Source organism: Corynebacterium sp. HMSC073H12 (genome assembly GCF_001837775.1).
Taxonomy (GTDB): Bacteria; Actinomycetota; Actinomycetes; order Mycobacteriales; family Mycobacteriaceae; genus Corynebacterium; species Corynebacterium amycolatum.
Window position 1 is genome coordinate 223,140 of the sequence record NZ_KV834040.1, and the last position, 17,809, is coordinate 240,948.

Below are 17,809 nucleotides of genomic sequence, written 5' to 3' on the forward strand. Positions count from 1 at the left end.
CTGGTCTACTTTACCCAGAAAACCCCAGGTTGATACATCAACTTGCACATGATTGCACGGGGTGTAAACTTTCACTCCGTGCAAGAACAAAGCAATGGTCAACATTCCAGGGAGCGTCCTGAATGCGGGCTACGCGAACTAAAACGGTTCAAAACGCACTGTAATTTGGCGGATGCCGCCACTGCGCTGGTACTCGACCGCGGATATGACAATGTCAATATCGAAGACATCTGCGAGCGAGCCGGCACTAGTAGACGTACATTCTTCAATTATTTCGATTCCAAGGATCAGTCCATTTTCGGCAACGGCATTATGTCGTTCGATGTCGAGGATGAAGAGCAATTCGTCTCTCAGAAACACGAAGACCCGATTGCTAACATGCTCGATCACATTGAGGCCGAAAAGCGCAACAAGCTTCGCAGGTATCAGGCTCTGGGAGCTACTGACGAGTTTCGTCGCATGCTGCGTGACCGCATCCAGGAAATCCTGCGTAATGAGCCGAAACTGTCCACGGTGGTTATCTCCAACTTTGGAAACTCCATGCGCCGAGTTCGCTCCGCTTTTGAGCGCTATTTCGAAATAGATCCGAGCTCGCGCAGCCACCCGGAGCTTCCACTGGAGGCCGAGGTATCACTGTCGGTTGGATTTGTTCGCGAATGCGTCCTTTATTCATCCGTTCACCTGGACGAATTCAATACAGATACACCGCTTCACGACGCTGCACACGCCGTTACAAATTTTAGGAGGAGGATTAGTGACCGCTAGTAACACCACTGTCCAAAGCGAAACCAACACTACGGTTTCTGACAACGAATCACGCTTGGGCATCATCTTCTTCGCGCTCATTCTCACTATGCTGATGAGCTCGCTGGGGCAGATGATTTTCTCCACCGCGCTGCCGACCATCGTCGGCGAGCTCGGCGGTGTCGACCACATGTCGTGGGTCATTTCTGCGTTCCTGTTGGCACAGACTGTGGCAATGCCGATTGTCGGCAAGCTCGGTGACATGATTGGCCGCAAGGGCCTGTTCATGATGGGCATTGTCCTGTTTATGGTGGGCTCCATCATCGGCGCGATTACCCACTCCATGGGCCTTCTCATCGCCGCCCGTGCCTTCCAGGGATTTGCTGGCGGTACGTTGATGGTCTCCTCTCAGTCCATTCTGGCTGAGGTTATCCCTGCACGTCAGCGCGGTAAGTTTATGGGCATCATGGGCGCTGTGTTCGGCCTGAGCTCCGTGCTCGGCCCGGTGCTGGGCGGTTGGTTTACCGATGGCCCGGGCTGGCGCTGGGGTCTGTGGATCAACGTCCCGATGGGCTTGATTGCGCTCGTCGCTGCCGCTGCCTTCTTGAAGCTGCCGCGCCGCAAGAGCGAGGGCAACTTCGACTACATCGGCACGATGTTCCTCACCGCTGCTGCCTCCACGCTAATTCTCACCACAACCTGGGGTGGCACGCAGTATGCGTGGACGTCGGGCACCATCATTTCGCTGGTCATTGCTTCGGCAATTTCGTGGACGCTGTTCTTCTTCACTGAAACCCGCGTCTCCAACCCGCTAATCCCAATGCACCTGTTCCGCAGCCGGAACTTCGTGCTGACGACCTCCTCCGGTCTGATTCTCGGTATCGCGATGTTCGGCACGATGGCTTACATCCCGACTTACCTGCAGATGGTGCACTCGATGTCGCCGACTGCGGCCGGTTTGATGATGACTCCGATGATGGTCGGTATGCTGCTGACCTCAATTGGTGTGGGCCAGGTTATTTCGCGCACCGGTAAGTACCGCTTCTACCCGTTCATCGGTCTGATGATTATGGCTGTGTCGCTGTACTTGCTGTCCACCCTGGAGCCTTCTACTCCGCTGTGGCAGCTCGGTATTTACCTGTTCATCATGGGCTTTGGTCTGGGTACCGGTATGCAGGTTCTGGTTCTGATTGTTCAGAACTCGTTCCCGGTGGCAATGGTCGGTACTGCTACAGCAGCTAACAACTTCTTCCGCCAGATTGGTGGCGCGGTCGGCTCCTCCATCGTGGGCTCGATCTTCATCCACCGCATGAAGGACTTGGCCGGCGAGCGTGTCCCGGCTGCCATCGAGCAGATTAAGGCCGCCTCCCCCGAGGCTGCCGCGGAGTTCGCAAAGCAAATGGGACCGGAGGGCTTTTCCTCCAAGTCCATCGGTTCCCTGACTCCGCAGGTATTGGATAGTTTGCCGGCGCCAATCCACGAAGCGCTGATTTCCAGCTACAACGATGGATTGACACCGATCTTCTTGTACTTGACGCCAGTTATTGTCCTGGCGGCAATCATTGTGTTCTTCGTCCGTGAGGATCCGTTGAAGGAGACCGTCGAGTAAAACCTCGACAACCTCCTACTACGCCCCCACCTGGCCGTCGGCGCGGTCGAGCTTTTCCAGAATTGGACGGTTCGGCTCGCCGGCGGCCTCTGCTTCTTCCTGGACACGCTTGAGTGCGCGCTCCTCCGGCTTTTCCAGCAGTTTTTCCAGAATAATGACATCACGCCACTGCCCCGCCATCGGGCCGTAGGTCATCTTGGCCATGTGATGGTAGATGCCGACCTCGCGGAAACCGAGCTTGCGGTGCAGCTTGAGCGAGCCCACATTCTCCGGGAAAACCCAAGAGTGAATGGACCAGCAGCCCTTCTCCGTGGCATCATCGATAAGCTTTTGCAGCATCGTCGCTGCCAGCCCCATCCCCTGGCCGTCCGGATGGACGTAGATGGAGTCTTCGATGACACCGTTGAAGATCGGACGCTTAGACACCGGCGCGGCTGATGCCCATGCCAAAATCTTGTCTGGATTCTCCGCATCGACTGCGACATAACACAGGTCAACGCGCTTTAGAGCGATAAATTCGTCCCATTCGGGTGCCGAATGTTCCCACGATGCATGTCCTGTATCAAGGCCAATCTCATAGATTTCTTGGATCTGTGGATAGTCCTCTTCACGCATCATTCGGATCGTGAAATCGCGCTTCTTATCTGCCATACCTACAGTGTCGCTAATTTTTCGGTGCGCGTCGAACGAAACCGTAAAAATATTGTAAAAAAATCACTTTCTCCTGCGTGGACGACCGCCACCCGCACGTCCACCGCGCCCGCCACGCCCCTTCGAAGTGGGTTTTGCATGCTTTACGACGCCACTTGCGGCCCTGCGACGGGCTTGCTTGGCCAGCGTCTTTTCTCGGGCCGACAACTTCTTCGGGTGCTCGTCAGACTTCCTGCGCCCCAGCTGCGTGCGTGTCGACCCCTCCCGACGCCCCTGGACAATGCCGACGAACTCCTGCCGGAGCTCGTCGTCCTCTGCTTTCGGCCACACCAACCAAATAGCTGTCCGGGACAGCGGATTTGTGGCACCTTCCTCGGCCACCAAGTCCGATGAGGCCACCGCCTTCTTCGATAGCGCCTTCAAAATCGTGCGAGGCCCCACTACGACGCCTGCACCAGTGGCTGCGACAGGCAGCATCTGTCGCAGCTCGTCCGCATCCACAGAGGTCAGCAGCACAGTTTCGTCCGCCAACAGCTCCTCCGGCACGGACTCTGTGAGGGAGAATACGTGTTCTTTTTCGTAGGCCACGCCCCAGGCTTCGTCGTAAAGCCGGATGCGATGGAGCGACTCGGGCAGCGAGCTTTCAGACTCTAACCGAACCAGCGCCATGTCAGCGGCACCGCCGACCAGGTCGGACATCGGATCGTCGGCGGCGTGGGCGTGCAGTGTTGCCGGAATCCGATCTCTAAAGCGGCGGAACCACTTCTCGGGACTGGTGCCGGTGGCGAACACGATGCGCAGGACGGCGGGTTCAGGAGTCGACATACTCCGCAAGGTTACTCGAATGGGTGCTAGCGTTGAACCCATGAAACCCCTAACCGCAGCCAAGAAACTTGGCATTTTCCTCCCGGCCACACCCGAGGAATTTCGCACTGGTGAGATTTCGCACGCGCAGTTTGCGGAACTGCAGTCCAATCCGCCGGAGTGGCTCGCTGAGCTACGCCGCAACGGACCGCACCCGCGCCCGGAAGTTGCCCGCAAGCTGGGCATTACTATCACGGCGTTGAAGAAGAATGACATGGACAAGCCGCTGACAACGGCGGAGATTAAGGATTTGCTCGAGCAGATGCCGGAGTGGCTGGAGACCGCTCGTGAATCCATGGCGAAGCAGCGCGTGGAAGCCGCTGAGGCAGAGTCCAAGAAGGACGACGGCCCCGGTCGGGCTGCCGCTGAAGCTGCTCGCAACGCCGAGAAATAGCAGACACAGCCGACACAGCTGACGTCTTCAAGGAGGATCCTCGTGGCCATCGACTACACCGCACATGCAATCAACCACAGGGGCAACGGTACGGTTGTCCTGATCGGCTCGCTGGGCACCACACAGGAGATGTGGGAGCCGCAAGTAGCTGCTTTGATCGAAAAGTACCAGGTCATCACGCCAGATGTCCGCGGCCATGGCGAATCCCCCATCCCCGAGGGCGAGTGGAATATGAGTCACCTGGCTGCCGACATCATCGAGGTTCTCAATGAGGAGGATGTCGACCACGCGCACTTTGTCGGCCTATCGCTCGGCGGCGCTATCGCCCAGACCATCGCGCTAGAGCACGCCAATCGCGTGGCCAGCCTGACGCTGTCGTCGACAGCGCCGAAGTTCGGCACACCCGAGGCCTGGCAGGAAAAGGCCCAGCTCGTGCGCGACAAGGGCACGGTCGCGCTCGCCGATACTGTCGTCCGCAACTGGTTTACCGACGAGTGCTTCGACACCAACCCCGAGCTACCAGCCCGCTTCCGCGACATGATTGCCGACTGCCCCGATGACGGCTACATCGGTGCCTGCGGCGCACTGTCCCGCTTCGACACCCGCGAGCGCCTCGCCGAGATCACCGCTCCGACGCTGGTTATCGCCGGCAAGCAGGACACCTCTACATCTCTCGACGTCGTCACTTCGCTTCACGACGGCATCGCGGGCTCGACCATGGTCGTCATTTCGCCGGCCAAGCACCTGCTTAACCAGGAGACCCCGGAGTACTACAACTCTGCCCTGCTGGCGCACATTGATGGGATTGCCGACTAGCGCCTAATCGCAGCAATAAAAAATAAAAAATGACGCGACCTGCTCGCTGTCCATTCCACAGGGACGGCGCACGGGTCGCGTCATTTTTTCGAGTGCAATTGGAGGTTGCTATGACTGCAGTGGAAGAAGCTCGGATAATCAAGGGAACCGGTCTCCACCTGATGCTCATACTAACGACCACCAGCACTAATGGGAATAAGAAAACGAGAATGTTTCGTTAATCACCCCCATGACGGCCATCTCAAACGCTTACACTCTCCACCCCAAAGCCCCAGCAGTCCGACTAGCGGACATGACAAAAATAGCCATTCACCTGGCTCTGCAGGTTAGCATTACCTAACATTGCCGACCGTCGGTGATAGCCCGAATTCAATAGCACCCCCAACCGCAACGGGGGTAGTTTTCCGGGAAGGCTGGGCGCAATATCCGTCGTCAAGCGATTTCACATCACCAATCGGGAAAAAACTTTTAAAAAAACAAGTGTCTCTCATCACACTCATGCATAATGGGGTACAACAGTCATAGTCACTATGACGATGAACCGAGGCCATCGCGTTTATCTGCAGCGTTTATCTGCGACGTACGAAAAGGCCTTAAGACAAAAATTCCACGACAATATTTCTAGGAGCATGTCATGAAGGACTTTCTGCCCCGTACTCACTTCGAAGAAGAGCACAACATGTTCCGCGACATGGTTCGCGGCTTCGTCGAGAAGGAAATCACCCCGAACGTAGAGCGCTGGCACAAGGAAGGTCAGCCGGACCGCGAGGTCTTCAAGAAGGCCGGTGAGCTCGGCCTGATTGGTATGTCCACTCCGGAGGCATACGGCGGCGGCGGAGAGATGGACTTCCGCTACAACCAGGTCCTGAACGAGGAGCTCTCCAACGCTGACTGTGGCTCCATCGTCGTTTCCTTCGGCGTTCTCAACGACCTGGTCGCTCCATACCTGGCTAAGTTCGGTAACGAAGAGCAGAAGCAGAAGTACCTGGCTTCCATGAACGCCGGCGACACCATCGGCTGCCTCGCCATGACCGAGCCGGGTGCCGGTTCCGACCTAGCTGGTATGCGCACCTTCGCTAAGAAGGACGGCGACCACTACGTCCTCAACGGCACCAAGATCTTCATCTCCAACGGCATGATGGCCGACTTCGCTCTCGTTGCAGCTATCACCGACCCGTCCAAGGGCCGCGCCGGTGTCTCCATGTTCATCGTCGACGCCGACCTCGAGGGCTTCACCAAGGCTGGCCCGCTGCAGAAGGTCGGCCTGAAGGCTCAGGACACCGCTGAGCTCAACTTCGACAACGTCCGCGTTCCGGCTGAGAACCTGCTCGGCGAAGAGGGCGCAGCCTTCGGCTACCTCCGCACCAACCTCGCTCACGAGCGCTTGACCCTGGCTTGCGGCTCTGTCGCAACTTCCCGCCGCGCCTGGACCCTGGCTTACAAGTACGCTCAGGAGCGCGAGGCATTCGGTCGCCCGATTATCAAGCACCAGGTCCACGGCCACTACCTGGCTGACATCGCCACCCGCGTCACCGCCCTGCAGGCTTTCGTTGACCAGGCCGTTATGGCTCACAACGCTGGCCAGCTGGACGAGACCGGTGCTTCGATGGCCAAGTACTGGACCACCGAGGAGCAGCAGGACATCGTTACCCGCTGCCTGCAGATGTTCGGTGGCTACGGCTTCATGCTCGAGTACCCGATCTCCACTCACTACCTCGACTCCAAGGTCCAGACCATCTACGGTGGCACCAACGAGATCATGAAGGAGATCATCTTCCGTCGCATCGCCAAGGGCGGCGCAGAGTAAATAGCGCACGTCGGCCTAGCTGATTCGACACAAACCCCGTCAGGTTTTCCTGGCGGGGTTTTTGCATGCTTGTGACTGAGGCAGCTCTTAGGGTCGGTGATTATTTACGAGGCTTGATTGGAGCCTCCCTCCCCCCCCTGTACCACAGCCCTCACCAAAACCATTACCCCCTACAAAACTGAAACTATACAATGAGATACCTATCTCATATACTAAGATTTCATTAGGTAATGGTGATGCACTTCACCAATTTTCCCCTCGGCCACGCGGGCGCGTGACCGGAGATGAAGGATTGGAGTTCCAGAGGTATGAGCACAACTAACTCGACCGCTACCCCTCAGCGAAGGGAGGTGTTTTCCACCCGAGCAGCCTTCATTTTCGCCGCCATCGGCTCGGCAGTCGGGCTCGGAAACATCTGGCGTTTCCCCTATGTCGCATACGACTCCGGCGGTGGCGCCTTCCTTATCCCCTACCTGGTCGCACTACTGACCGCGGGTATCCCACTGCTCTTCCTCGACTTCGCCATCGGCCACCGCTTCCGCGGGTCAGCACCGAAGTCGATGCGTCGCATCAAGCCCTGGGCTGAACCAATTGGCTGGATTCAAGTCGGTATCGCCTTCTTCATTACCGTCTACTACGCCGTTATTATCGCGTGGTCCTTCATCTACGCCTGGAAGTCCCTCCGCAAGAGCTGGGGTCCAAATGCCGAGACCCACTTCATGAAGGACTTCCTCCAAGCGGACACCGAGAGCGTCTTCTCTCTCGATTTCGTCCCCTCTATTTCCATCGTCCTGCTCATTGTCTGGGTTCTCGTCATCGGCATTCTGGCCGCTGGCGTGGACAAGGGCATCGGTAAGGTCTCCGTCATCTTCATCCCGCTGCTGACCGTTCTCTTCGTCGCAGTGGTCATCTACTCCCTGACCCTGGATGGCGCTGCAAAGGGCCTGGACGCATTCTTCACCCCGGACTGGTCCGCACTTACTGACTCCAGCGTGTGGATCGCCGCCTACGGACAGATTTTCTTCTCCCTGTCCGTGGCCTTCGGTATCATGCTGACCTACGCCTCCTATCTGAAGCCACGCACGAACCTCACCGGCTCCGGCCTGGTCACCGCGTTCGCAAACTCCTCCTTCGAGGTTCTTGCCGGTATCGGTGTCTTCGCCACCCTGGGCTTCATGGCAACCCAATCCGGCCAGGCTGTCGACGAGGTCGCAACCTCCGGTATTGGTCTTGCCTTCATCGCCTTCCCGACAGTCATCTCTGAGATGCCAAACTTCATCGGTTCGGTCTTCGGCCTGCTGTTCTTCCTCTCCCTGGCAATCGCCGGTGTGACCTCCCTGATGTCACTACTCGAGGTCGTCGTCTCCGCAGTCAAGGACAAGCTGAACCTCGGCCGCGTCCAGGCCACTCTCACCGTCGGTGGCTCCATGGCCGTCATCTCGCTGCTGGCCTTCCCGACCACCTCAGGTCTGGTAACCCTCGACATCGTCGATAAGTTCACCAACAACGTCGGTATCGTCCTGGTTGCGCTGCTGACCATCATCGCAATCGACTGGATCCTGCGCCGCACCAACGAATTCGCCATGCACCTCAACGCCGTGTCCTCGTTCAAGGTCGGCACCATGTGGCAGATCTTCGTCGGAAACATCACGCCGGTCATTCTCGCCGTCATCCTGTTCCAGGAGCTCATCGGACTTTTCCAGGAAAACTACGAAGGCTACTCCGACACCCAAATCGACATCTTTGGTTGGGGCGTCATCGGCGTGATTCTCATCGGCGCTCTGATTATGGCCATCCTGCCTTGGCGCGGCCAACACCGTCTCGACGGCCCTCCGGGCTCAGACTTCGGTGTAACGCCAGATTTCAAGCGAACCTCACACCTGCCACGCAAGCACACTCCGGAAATCGAGGAGGTTTAAGCCAAATGTCCGGTATCGCAATTGTCATGATGGCACTGTTCATCATCGTCATCTGGGGCGGCCTGGCGGTCTCGCTGGTCAGCCTATCCAAGCACCCTGACGAGGTTTCCGGTGAGCTGGGAGATCACCCAGAACTCACCAGCGAAGTACTAGGAGCGCAGGAAGAGCAGTAGTTCTTCACTACTACCTCCCCTGCCACTCCAGGTATCTGACTTACTCACCTACGAAACGCGGTGGTCGCTTCTCCAAGAACGCGGCCACCGCTTCCTTATGGTCGGCCGAGACCGCCAAACGAGCCTGCGCGTCCGCCTCCGCCGCAGCAGCAGCCAAGGTATCCCGACGCAGCAGAGCCTTAATCTCCTTCAGAGCGGCCGTCGGCCCCACTGCAAACTGAGCTGCCAACTCGCGTGCCCGAGTCGCTGGATCATCCACCACTTCAGTGACGAGGCCGAGGCTCAGGGCCTCGTCGGCAAGCACCTTCTTATCGAAGAACAACAGCTCACGCGCCTTCGCGTCGCTGACCATACGCGGCAGCAGCGCCGACATGCCACAGTCCGTGGCCAGGCCAATCGACGGGAACGCCGCTTTGAACGATGCCTTCGGGCCAGCGATACGGAAATCACAGTGCAGCGCCAGCGACCAACCGGCACCCGCCGCAGCACCTTCGATAGCAGCAATAACCGGAACGTTAATCGCGGTCAGCTCCGCGACCATCGGGTTGTACTCCTCGACAACCTTGCCCATGCCGGCGCCGGACTGCAGGTCGGAAATGTGCTCCTTCAAATCCTGACCCGTACAAAACGCCTTCGGCCCGCCGAGCAGGATAACAGCGCGCACATCCGGCTCCTGCGCACGCTCAAAAGCGGCTTTTAGCTCCAAGCGGAGATTCTTATCCAGGGAGTTATAGGCATCCGGGCGGTCGATGGTGATGGCTAGAATGCCGTCGGAAAAGTCTTGAGTAACGTTGCTCATAACCTCGCAGGTTATCGCAATCTCCCCCGCCTCGGACGCACTTTTGCACCAAATCACCCGCCTCGAGTAACAAGGGACACATGACACTTCCACGCCCCGCCACGCCTGACGACGTCCACGAGATCGTCGACCTCATCAAAGACCTGGCAGCCTACCAAAAAGAACCCGACGCCGTCCGACTGACCCCCGAGCGCCTGCGCGAACAGCTCTTCGGGGACAACCCCGCGATTTTCTGCCACGTCGTCGACTCCACATCCGAAAATTTGGACGATTGCGACGATAACGGCGCCGGTGTTAGTAGTGGCGGTGTTGTTAGTAGTGGCGGTGTTGGTGGCGGCCCTCGCCTCGACGGCATTGCACTGTGGTTCCTGAACTACTCCACCTGGGAAGGCACCCACGGCATCTACCTCGAAGACCTTTACGTCCGCCCCGAGGCACGCGGCACCGGCAAGGGCAAAGCACTGCTGCAGAACCTCGCGCGAATTGCCGTGGAGCGAGGCTACTCACGTGTCGAGTGGTGCGTCCTGAAGTGGAATCAACCCTCCATCAACTTCTACCGCTCCCTCGGTGCCTTCCCCATGGACGAATGGGACACCTTCCGCCTCACCGGACAGCCGCTCGCTGACTTCGGGGCGTAACAGGCGGCCGTGCGGCGAGGCGGTTGTTTGGCGGTGCGGCAGTGCGGTCGCATGGTTGCGCGGTGCTGCTTTTTGCGCGGGGCGGCAACAGAAAAGTCCGGATGTGGATAACTGCTAAACCGGCTGACTTATCCACAGCCTGCCCTCATGGGCGTTGTCCCCCTACATCCGGACTTTTACCTTCAAAGGCATGACAGTTCTTGGGACGCTCGCCACACTGGCCTCGCGCGGAATGGACACGCTGGCGGAACTCCACGCCGCGCGTCCCGACGGCCACGACGCCACCTCCCACCTGGCGGCAACCCTCGGCCTTGACCCGGCGCGCCTCCGGCTGTTGCTACGCGTCGCCGCCCACTATCTTCAACCCGCTGACACCGAGGAAAACACCAAAGCCCGCGAAGACGCCACAGCTCTGGCCCGCCGACTCGGGCTCAGCCTGGACACCTGCGTGCTTATCGACAAGCGCAGCCGCCAAGCCAACAACGCAGAACTCCACGACAACCTGCGGCTCACATTCGTCGCAGCCGCCGAGCGTCTCGGCTTCGAAGAACTCGATCTCTACATGCGGGAAACTCTCACCGAGCTCAACACCGAAGACGAACCACCCCAGCACCTGCGCGCCCGGTTTTCCCGGAAGGTAGACATCCGGGGAATGAAGCACTTTCATATCTCCGGCCCCTCGGATATGCTCGACAATCTCCTGTCGCCGCTTACCATCCGCGCCGCAGAAATCCGGAAGTCCCATCTGGAGTTTTCCCACGACCGCTGCGTCGGTCAGGCGCTTGCCGAGCGCCTCGAGCATGCCGATGCCGCAATGCCCGTCGACAAGCTCGATGAAATGCGCTACCAACCCGCCATCATCATCACCGCGCAAGACATCATCGACTACAGCCCGCGCTTCGCCGCCACCACCAACGGCTCCGCGCTCGCGCCCGACGTCTTCCTCAACGCCCTACTCGCCGACACCGGATGGGCCGTGCTTTACGACGAACACAGCGCCATTACGGACTTATTTCCCATCGGCAACCCCCGTCTGGCGACTGAAGAGCAGCGCATCGCGATGCTCATCGACAACCCCATCTGCGCCTGGCCCGGCTGTGAACGCCCCGCCTATAGCGGACAAGCGCACCACCTAGTCGCTCACAAAAACGGCGGCACAACCACGCTGGACAACCTCACCATGGTCTGCCGAGAACACAACGGGCTTAACGACGACGACCGGGAAGGACGCAACGGCTACCTCGAACGTATCCCCACATCCGGACATATTCGATGGCGCCCGCCGGACAAAACTCGACCGCCCCTGTTTAGCAACTCATTTGTGACATCAATGTCCGGGAGGTCCTACGCCGGATACCGGGCGGGCACAACGAGACAGCTCGGGCCGGAGCCACCACCTCCGGAATAAAACCCGGATGTACGGGAAAACCCGTCCTAGCGCACTGCTAGAACGGGTACTTGCGCTGCAAAAACGCAGAATTAGATGAGGTTCCAGTCCTCGATGCCGTCGTAAAGCGGGAATTCCTGAGCGATCTTCGAAACACGAGCACGCAGGGAGTCAACATCCGCATTCTTGCCGGCGGCGAGAGCAGTACCGATGACATCGGCGACCTCGGTGAAGGCCTTCTCGTCGAGACCGCGGGTGGCCAGCGCCGGAGTACCGATACGAAGTCCGGATGTAACCATCGGAGGACGCGGGTCAAACGGAACAGCATTCCGGTTGACGGTGATACCAACAGCGTGGAGTAGATCCTCGGCCTCCTGGCCGTTCATCTCAGAATTGCGCAGATCCGCCAGAACCAGGTGGACATCGGTGCCGCCAGTGAGAACATCGACGCCAGCCTCGGCGCAGTCGGCAGCGGTGAGACGCTCAGCCAGGATGCGGGCACCGGCGAGAGTGCGCTGCTGGCGCTCCTTGAACTCCTCGGTACCAGCAATCTTCAGCGCCACGGCCTTGCCGGCGATAGCGTGCATCAGCGGACCACCCTGCTGTCCCGGGAAAACAGCGGAGTTCAGCTTCTTGGCGTACTCCTGCTTGGCCAAAATCATGCCCGAACGAGGACCACCGAGAGTCTTGTGAACGGTGGTCGACACAACGTCAGAATGCGGAACCGGCGACGGGTGCAGACCGGCGGCAACCAAACCTGCGAAGTGAGCCATGTCAGTCCACAGCTTCGCGCCGACCTCATCGGCGATGGAGCGGAAAGCTTCGAAGTCGAGGTGGCGCGGGTACGCCGACCAACCTGCGATGAGGACATCCGGCTTTTCTGCGAGCGCCTGCTCACGCACCTTGTCCATATCAATCCGCATGGTGTCCTTATCCACACCGTATGCGGCGACGTGGTAGAGCTTGCCGGAGAAGTTCAGCTTCATGCCGTGGGTCAGGTGACCGCCGTGTGCCAGGTCGAGGCCCATAATCTTGTCGCCGGCGTTGATCAGCGCATGCAGAACGGCAGCGTTGGCCTGCGCGCCTGCGTGCGGCTGAACGTTGGCGAACTCAGCGCCGAAGAGCTCCTTGGCGCGGTTGCGTGCCATGTCCTCGACGACGTCGACGTATTCGCAGCCGCCGTAGTAACGACGACCCGGGTATCCTTCGGCGTACTTGTTGGTCAGAACCGAGCCCTGAGCCTGCAGCACTGCACGTGGAACAAAGTTCTCACTAGCAATCATTTCGAGCATGTCACGCTGACGAGAGAGCTCCCCTGCCATTGCCTCTGCGAGGTCGGGATCGAGTTCACGCAGCGATTGGTAGCGGACATCGTTATTGTTAGACCCGGTCATGAGTAGGTTTTCGACCTTTCAATAAAACTTCAATGCCACAGGCCATGCTAGCCCTTTATGGGGCAAACCACGAAAGCAGCACCATTCCAGCATGCCCCCTTTGTTGTTCCGTTTTCCGGTTTTGGGCCCCCCTTGGCACAATTGGAGGTATGACGCGCGCAACATCCCCCAGCCCGTACGTCGAGTTCAAACGCGAGCAGTGGCGCGAAATGCGCAAGAATATGCCTCTGGTGCTGACGGAAGAGGAAGCTGAACGACTTTCCGGTATCGGTGAAAACATCGACCTGGACGAAGTCGCCGAGGTCTATCTTCCGCTTTCTCGCCTGATTCACATGCGTGTGGCGGCGCATCGGGAGCTGAACGCTGTAACGTCGAACTTCCTTGGGGAAAATCCTTCGAAGGGCGCGTCGGTGCCGTTTATTATCGGCGTCGCGGGTTCGGTGGCGGTTGGCAAGTCAACGACGGCGCGTTTGCTGCAGGTACTGCTCGAGCGCTGGGAGACTAATCCGCGGGTGGACTTGGTCACCACTGATGGCTTCCTCTACCCTTCTGAGGAATTGAATCGCCGTGGCATTATGCAGCGCAAGGGGTATCCGGAGTCGTATGACCAGCGTGCGCTAATGCGGTTTGTCACGGCGGTGAAGTCGGGAGCGCGGCATGTGAAGGCTCCGGTGTATTCGCACACACTCTATGACCGAGTCCCTGACGAGTTCGTCGATGTTGACCGTCCGGACATTCTCATTCTCGAGGGGCTCAATGTTTTGCAGACGGGTCCGACGCTGATGATTTCCGATCTTTTCGATTTCAGTGTCTACGTCGATGCCCCGCGCGCGGACATCGAGCGTTGGTACATCAGCCGTTTCCTTCGTCTCCGCCAGACGGCGTTTCGCGCTCCGGGCGCGCACTTCGCGGATTATGCAACGCTTGACGACGAAGCTGCGGCCGAGGTGGCCCGACGCATTTGGCAGCAGGTGAACTTGCCGAACCTGACGGAAAATATTTTGCCCACTCGAGTGCGGGCGTCATTAGTTCTTACGAAGTCTCGGGACCACAAGGTTTCGAGGGTCCGGATGCGCAAACTCTAACATCCGGAAATTTTTCCGGATGTAGGGTGGTTATTTGCCGAAGCGGCGTGAGCGCTGAGAAAAGTCTCGAAGTGCGCGGAGGAAGTCGATGCGGCGGAATTCGGGCCAGTAGGTATCGGTGAACCAAATCTCGGAGTAGGCGGTTTGCCAGAGGAGGAAGCCGCTGAGCCGCTGTTCTCCGGAAGTGCGGATGACTAGATCGGGATCCGGTTGTCCGGATGTATAGAGGCGGCGAGAAATGGCGTCGGTGGTGATGCTCTCCTCGAGCTCGGAAGCATCAATTCCTTCGGCGACTGATTCCCGGATGATTCTGCGCACCGCGTCGACGATTTCCTGCCGGCCGCCGTAGCCAACGGCGATGTTGACCTGGATGCCGGTGTTGTTCGCGGTGACTTCTTCGTCGTGGCGCAGCCGGGCGGTCATTCTTTCCGGAAGGAGCTCGAGGTGGCCGACCATGCGCAGGCGCACGTCGTTAGGCGATTGCGCCAATTCGTCGACGACGTCGGCGATGATGTCGAACAGTAACTCCAGCTCTTCGGGGTCGCGCCCGAGGTTTTCGGTGGAGAGCAGGTAGATGGTGACCAGCTCGATTTCCTGCTCGGCGCACCAGCCGACGAATTCTGCGATTTTGCGAGAGCCGACGCGGTGGCCGTGGCTGACGTCGGTGAATCCAGCCTCCCTCGCCCAGCGGCGGTTGCCATCGGCCATGATGGCAACGTGCTTGGGGCGAGGTTTTCCTTCTAGCTCTTGGGCTAGTTTGCGCTCGTAGAGCGGATACGCAATCCGCCGGAGTGAGGATGGCTGGTTTTCTTTCACATATGTAACTCTACCCAATGGGCACGGCCACTTTGTGCTTAGTCACGTGCCTGCCGACGCTTCCGGACTTCTGCCGCAAGCGTACGCAGCAGCCGGTCGGTGGTTTCCCAATCCATGCAGGCATCGGTGACGGACTTGCCGTATACGAGGCCATTACGGCCATCGGTAATTTTTTGCGCGCCGGCTTCGAGGAAGGACTCCATCATGATGCCGGTGATGCGCTCGTCGCCGGCACCGATGAGCTTGCCGAGCTCCTCAACGACCTCAGCCTGGCGCACCTCGGATTTTCCGGAATTGGCGTGGGAGGCGTCCACCATGATGCTGACGGTCTGCTCAGCCTTGTTCAGGCGGGCTTCGGCGTCGTTAAGCGATGCCTCGTCCCAGTTCGGGCCGGAGGTGCCGCCGCGGAGAATGAGGTGGCAGTTGTGGTTGCCGGCGGTTTCGACGACGGCGGCGCGGCCCTGGTCGTTCATACCGAAGAAGAAGTGTGGATTAGCTGCAGAGACCAGCGAGTCCACGGCGACCTGGACGTTGCCGTCGGTACCGTTTTTGAAGCCGATGGGCATGGAAAGTCCGGAAGCGAGCTGGCGGTGGACCTGCGACTCCGTGGTGCGCGCACCAATCGCACCCCAGGAGACGGCGTCGGCGATGTACTGCGGGCTGTTGGGCTCGAGGAATTCAGCGCCGGCGGGCAGACCGGTGCGCAGGACCTCGATGAGTACTTCGCGCGCCATGTGCAGGCCCTTGGTGATTTTGAAGGAGCTATCCAGGTCGGGGTCGTTGATGAGTCCCTTCCAGCCGACGGTGGTGCGCGGCTTTTCGAAGTAGACGCGCATGACGACCAGCAGGTCCTCGTCGAGCTCATCGGCGGTGGCCTTCAGGCGGCGGGCGTAGTCGATAGCGGCCTCGGGGTCGTGGATGGAGCACGGGCCGACAACGACTAGCAGGCGATCGTCCTCGCGGGCGATGACGCGGGCGATGTCGAGTCGCGACTGCTCCACTTCGTTAACGAGGTTCGGGGTCAGTGGCTGTTTGGCCATGACCTCTTCTGGGGAGGGCAGGTCGTGGAAGGCTACGACACGGCGGTTCGCGGTAGAGGCGGGGGCTTCGAGGGAAGTTGGAGGGGTCATCTGAGGTCTCTTTTCTCTGGGTGATTAGTTGCGCATTTTGGCTGTAGATACGACAAAAGGCAGCGCCCCTATTGGTGGGGCTGCTGCCTTTGGCTCCGGTTGGTGGCGACGTGACGATTAGCCGCCGGCTGTGACTATGTCGTCACTGCCTCCGGAGCCTTCGAAAAATAAAATCGCCACATACGCATGTGCTTGACTGTAGCGCACTGTCTAGAATCCCGCAATTCGAACTCCAAATCCCGCCACATGGGAAACAATCAGGGGCGCGCGCAACTGCCCGTCGTCAAGCGACGCGCACACACCTTGACGCTGACTACTCCGCTTCACGACGCTGCTCTGCTGCAGCCATCGCCTTATCCACAGCCTCGGAATCGAAGGGATCCATGCCGTGTGCCTCGGCGAACTTCCGGCGAGCGGCCATGCGCTTCGCGCGCCGCGAGAGATCCCAGCCGAGAGCCAGGATGACGATGAGCAAAACGACAATGATGAGCAGGCCAACAGGAGAGGCCTTACCGAAGTCAGCACCCCGCGGACCAGTGGGGTTCTGCGCCAGGAAAATTGTCGTGCGAGCCGCCAAGGCATCGAAGCTTTCAATCATGAGTTCCAGCTTAGCGTTAATTCCGGACTATTCCGCGTCGGGGTCGATACCGGCAAAGAGATCGGTCTCTGGCAGCTCGGTCTGCACTCGAGTGCGGGCAAGCTCAAACTCTTCGGTCGGCCAAACGCGCTGCTGAATGTCTACCGGCACGGCGAAGAATGGCCCGTTCGGATCGATCTGCGTAGCGTGCGCCAGCAGCGCCTGATCCCGCTGCTGGAAGTAATCGCCGCACTCAACCTGCGTGGTCACGCGGGTCATGATGTCGCCGGGAGTCTTAGTCCAACGGCGGAAGGACTCGGCCAGCGGGCTTTCCAAGCCGTTGTCGCGGTAGTAGTTGTCCAGCGCGATGAGACGCGCCTTGATGAAACCGTGGGTGTAATAGAGCTTGGAAATCTCCCATGGTTCACCGAGCTCGGGGTACTTATCCGCTCCAGACTCCAGCCAAGCGCGCATGGACACGATATGGGTCATAATGTGGTCCGGGTGCGGGTAGCCACCGTTTTCGTCGTAAGTAATGACGACGTGCGGACGAAACTCGCGGATTGCCCGAATGAGAGGCTTGGTCGCATCCTCGACCGATTGGCGAGCAAACACACCGTGCGACAGCACCGGCACCGGGTTGCCCGCAGGCAGACCGGAGTCGGTAAAGCCGAGCCACTCATGTTCAACGCCGAGAATCTCAGCGGCTGCAGCCATTTCGTGAACGCGCACCGCGGCGATATTCTCCCGCACCTCCGGCCGATCCATCGCAGGGTTGAGAATGCTACCGGCCTCACCGCCGGTGCAGGTCACTACTTTGACGCGATGCCCTTCCGCCGCATATCGGGCCATTGTTGCGGCGCCCTTGCTCGATTCGTCATCAGGATGAGCGTGAATTGCCATCAGACGAAGTGCCAATTGAAGTCACTCCCGCTACTATCTCAGTCCATGTTTTTCTGGCCAAGGCCGGAGCCCTTCGACCGCAACGATGCTACTACAGCACCGT

18 protein-coding genes are annotated in these 17,809 nt (G+C 59.1%); 10 read left to right on the forward strand and 8 right to left on the reverse strand.

All coding sequences use genetic code 11. From position 1 onward, the window contains the following. Positions 1-165: 165 nt before the first annotated feature. Positions 166-765 carry a TetR/AcrR family transcriptional regulator gene (locus HMPREF2708_RS09670; RefSeq protein WP_246840404.1) on the forward strand — a complete coding sequence of 200 codons (600 nt, stop codon included), beginning with the start codon at positions 166-168 and terminating at the stop codon, positions 763-765. Beyond that, complete coding sequence (locus tag HMPREF2708_RS09675; protein ID WP_070834074.1) at positions 755-2,353, forward strand: MDR family MFS transporter; 1,599 nt, start codon at positions 755-757, stop codon at positions 2,351-2,353. The genes HMPREF2708_RS09670 and HMPREF2708_RS09675 overlap by 11 nt, the downstream gene beginning before the upstream one ends. 18 nt (positions 2,354-2,371) lie before the next feature. Here the strand turns inward: HMPREF2708_RS09675 and HMPREF2708_RS09680 are convergent, their stop codons facing one another. Both HMPREF2708_RS09680 and HMPREF2708_RS09685 read right to left on the reverse strand, forming a co-directional pair. Further along, positions 2,372-3,004 (reverse strand): GNAT family N-acetyltransferase, encoded by a 633-nt coding sequence (locus HMPREF2708_RS09680; protein WP_070834075.1) that lies wholly within the window; start codon positions 3,002-3,004, stop codon positions 2,372-2,374. Between the two features lie 63 nt (positions 3,005-3,067). Next, positions 3,068-3,829 carry a type 2 periplasmic-binding domain-containing protein gene (locus HMPREF2708_RS09685; protein ID WP_070834076.1) on the reverse strand — a complete coding sequence of 254 codons (762 nt, stop codon included), beginning with the start codon at positions 3,827-3,829 and terminating at the stop codon, positions 3,068-3,070. 40 nt (positions 3,830-3,869) lie between these two features. On the opposite strand from HMPREF2708_RS09685, the gene HMPREF2708_RS09690 reads away from it, so the two are divergent. From HMPREF2708_RS09690 to metS, 5 genes are all read left to right on the forward strand, one after another. Further along, positions 3,870-4,262 (forward strand): DUF5997 family protein, encoded by a 393-nt coding sequence (locus tag HMPREF2708_RS09690; protein ID WP_070834248.1) that lies wholly within the window; start codon positions 3,870-3,872, stop codon positions 4,260-4,262. A gap of 42 nt (positions 4,263-4,304) precedes the next feature. Then, the gene (locus tag HMPREF2708_RS09695; protein WP_070834077.1) at positions 4,305-5,078 is read left to right on the forward strand and encodes an alpha/beta fold hydrolase; all 774 of its coding nucleotides are present in this window, start codon (positions 4,305-4,307) and stop codon (positions 5,076-5,078) included. A 634-nt stretch (positions 5,079-5,712) separates the two neighbouring features. After that, complete coding sequence (locus HMPREF2708_RS09700) at positions 5,713-6,885, forward strand: acyl-CoA dehydrogenase family protein (RefSeq protein ID WP_070834078.1); 1,173 nt, start codon at positions 5,713-5,715, stop codon at positions 6,883-6,885. Positions 6,886-7,193: 308 nt separating this feature from the next. Beyond that, positions 7,194-8,804 (forward strand): sodium-dependent transporter, encoded by a 1,611-nt coding sequence (locus HMPREF2708_RS09705; protein ID WP_070834079.1) that lies wholly within the window; start codon positions 7,194-7,196, stop codon positions 8,802-8,804. Positions 8,805-8,809: 5 nt separating this feature from the next. Then, entirely contained in the window at positions 8,810-8,977 is a 168-nt protein-coding gene (metS, locus tag HMPREF2708_RS09710; RefSeq protein WP_048733989.1) for a methionine/alanine import NSS transporter subunit MetS, read from the forward strand. A gap of 40 nt (positions 8,978-9,017) precedes the next feature. Here metS and HMPREF2708_RS09715 read toward each other — a convergent pair whose 3' ends face one another. Beyond that, the gene (locus HMPREF2708_RS09715; RefSeq protein ID WP_070834080.1) at positions 9,018-9,776 is read right to left on the reverse strand and encodes an enoyl-CoA hydratase-related protein; all 759 of its coding nucleotides are present in this window, start codon (positions 9,774-9,776) and stop codon (positions 9,018-9,020) included. Positions 9,777-9,856: 80 nt separating this feature from the next. Here HMPREF2708_RS09715 and HMPREF2708_RS09720 point away from each other — a divergent pair, with 80 nt between their 5' ends. Then, complete coding sequence (locus tag HMPREF2708_RS09720) at positions 9,857-10,414, forward strand: GNAT family N-acetyltransferase (RefSeq protein WP_070834081.1); 558 nt, start codon at positions 9,857-9,859, stop codon at positions 10,412-10,414. 190 nt (positions 10,415-10,604) lie between these two features. After that, a complete protein-coding gene (locus HMPREF2708_RS09725; protein ID WP_246840405.1) occupies positions 10,605-11,822 on the forward strand; it encodes an HNH endonuclease signature motif containing protein in 1,218 nt (405 codons plus the stop codon). A 71-nt stretch (positions 11,823-11,893) separates the two neighbouring features. On the opposite strand, the gene glyA is transcribed toward HMPREF2708_RS09725, so the two are convergent. Beyond that, on the reverse strand, positions 11,894-13,195 hold the full coding sequence (glyA, locus tag HMPREF2708_RS09730) for a serine hydroxymethyltransferase (protein ID WP_070834082.1): 1,302 nt from the start codon (positions 13,193-13,195) through the stop codon (positions 11,894-11,896). Between the two features lie 149 nt (positions 13,196-13,344). Between glyA and coaA the strand changes: the two genes are divergently transcribed. After that, positions 13,345-14,280: a type I pantothenate kinase gene (gene coaA, locus HMPREF2708_RS09735; RefSeq protein WP_042388837.1), complete on the forward strand. Its 936-nt coding sequence runs from the start codon at positions 13,345-13,347 to the stop codon at positions 14,278-14,280. Positions 14,281-14,310: 30 nt separating this feature from the next. Here coaA and HMPREF2708_RS09740 read toward each other — a convergent pair whose 3' ends face one another. From HMPREF2708_RS09740 to mca, 4 genes are all read right to left on the reverse strand, one after another. Then, on the reverse strand, positions 14,311-15,096 hold the full coding sequence (locus tag HMPREF2708_RS09740) for an isoprenyl transferase (protein ID WP_038626180.1): 786 nt from the start codon (positions 15,094-15,096) through the stop codon (positions 14,311-14,313). A gap of 38 nt (positions 15,097-15,134) precedes the next feature. Then, on the reverse strand, positions 15,135-16,226 hold the full coding sequence (locus HMPREF2708_RS09745; RefSeq protein ID WP_070834083.1) for a 3-deoxy-7-phosphoheptulonate synthase: 1,092 nt from the start codon (positions 16,224-16,226) through the stop codon (positions 15,135-15,137). Between the two features lie 313 nt (positions 16,227-16,539). Further along, positions 16,540-16,824, reverse strand: coding sequence for a hypothetical protein (locus tag HMPREF2708_RS09750; RefSeq protein WP_038626184.1), 285 nt, complete (start codon positions 16,822-16,824; stop codon positions 16,540-16,542). Positions 16,825-16,851: 27 nt separating this feature from the next. Further along, positions 16,852-17,706: a mycothiol conjugate amidase Mca gene (gene mca / locus HMPREF2708_RS09755; RefSeq protein WP_070834084.1), complete on the reverse strand. Its 855-nt coding sequence runs from the start codon at positions 17,704-17,706 to the stop codon at positions 16,852-16,854. Between the last annotated feature and the right edge of the window lie 103 nt (positions 17,707-17,809).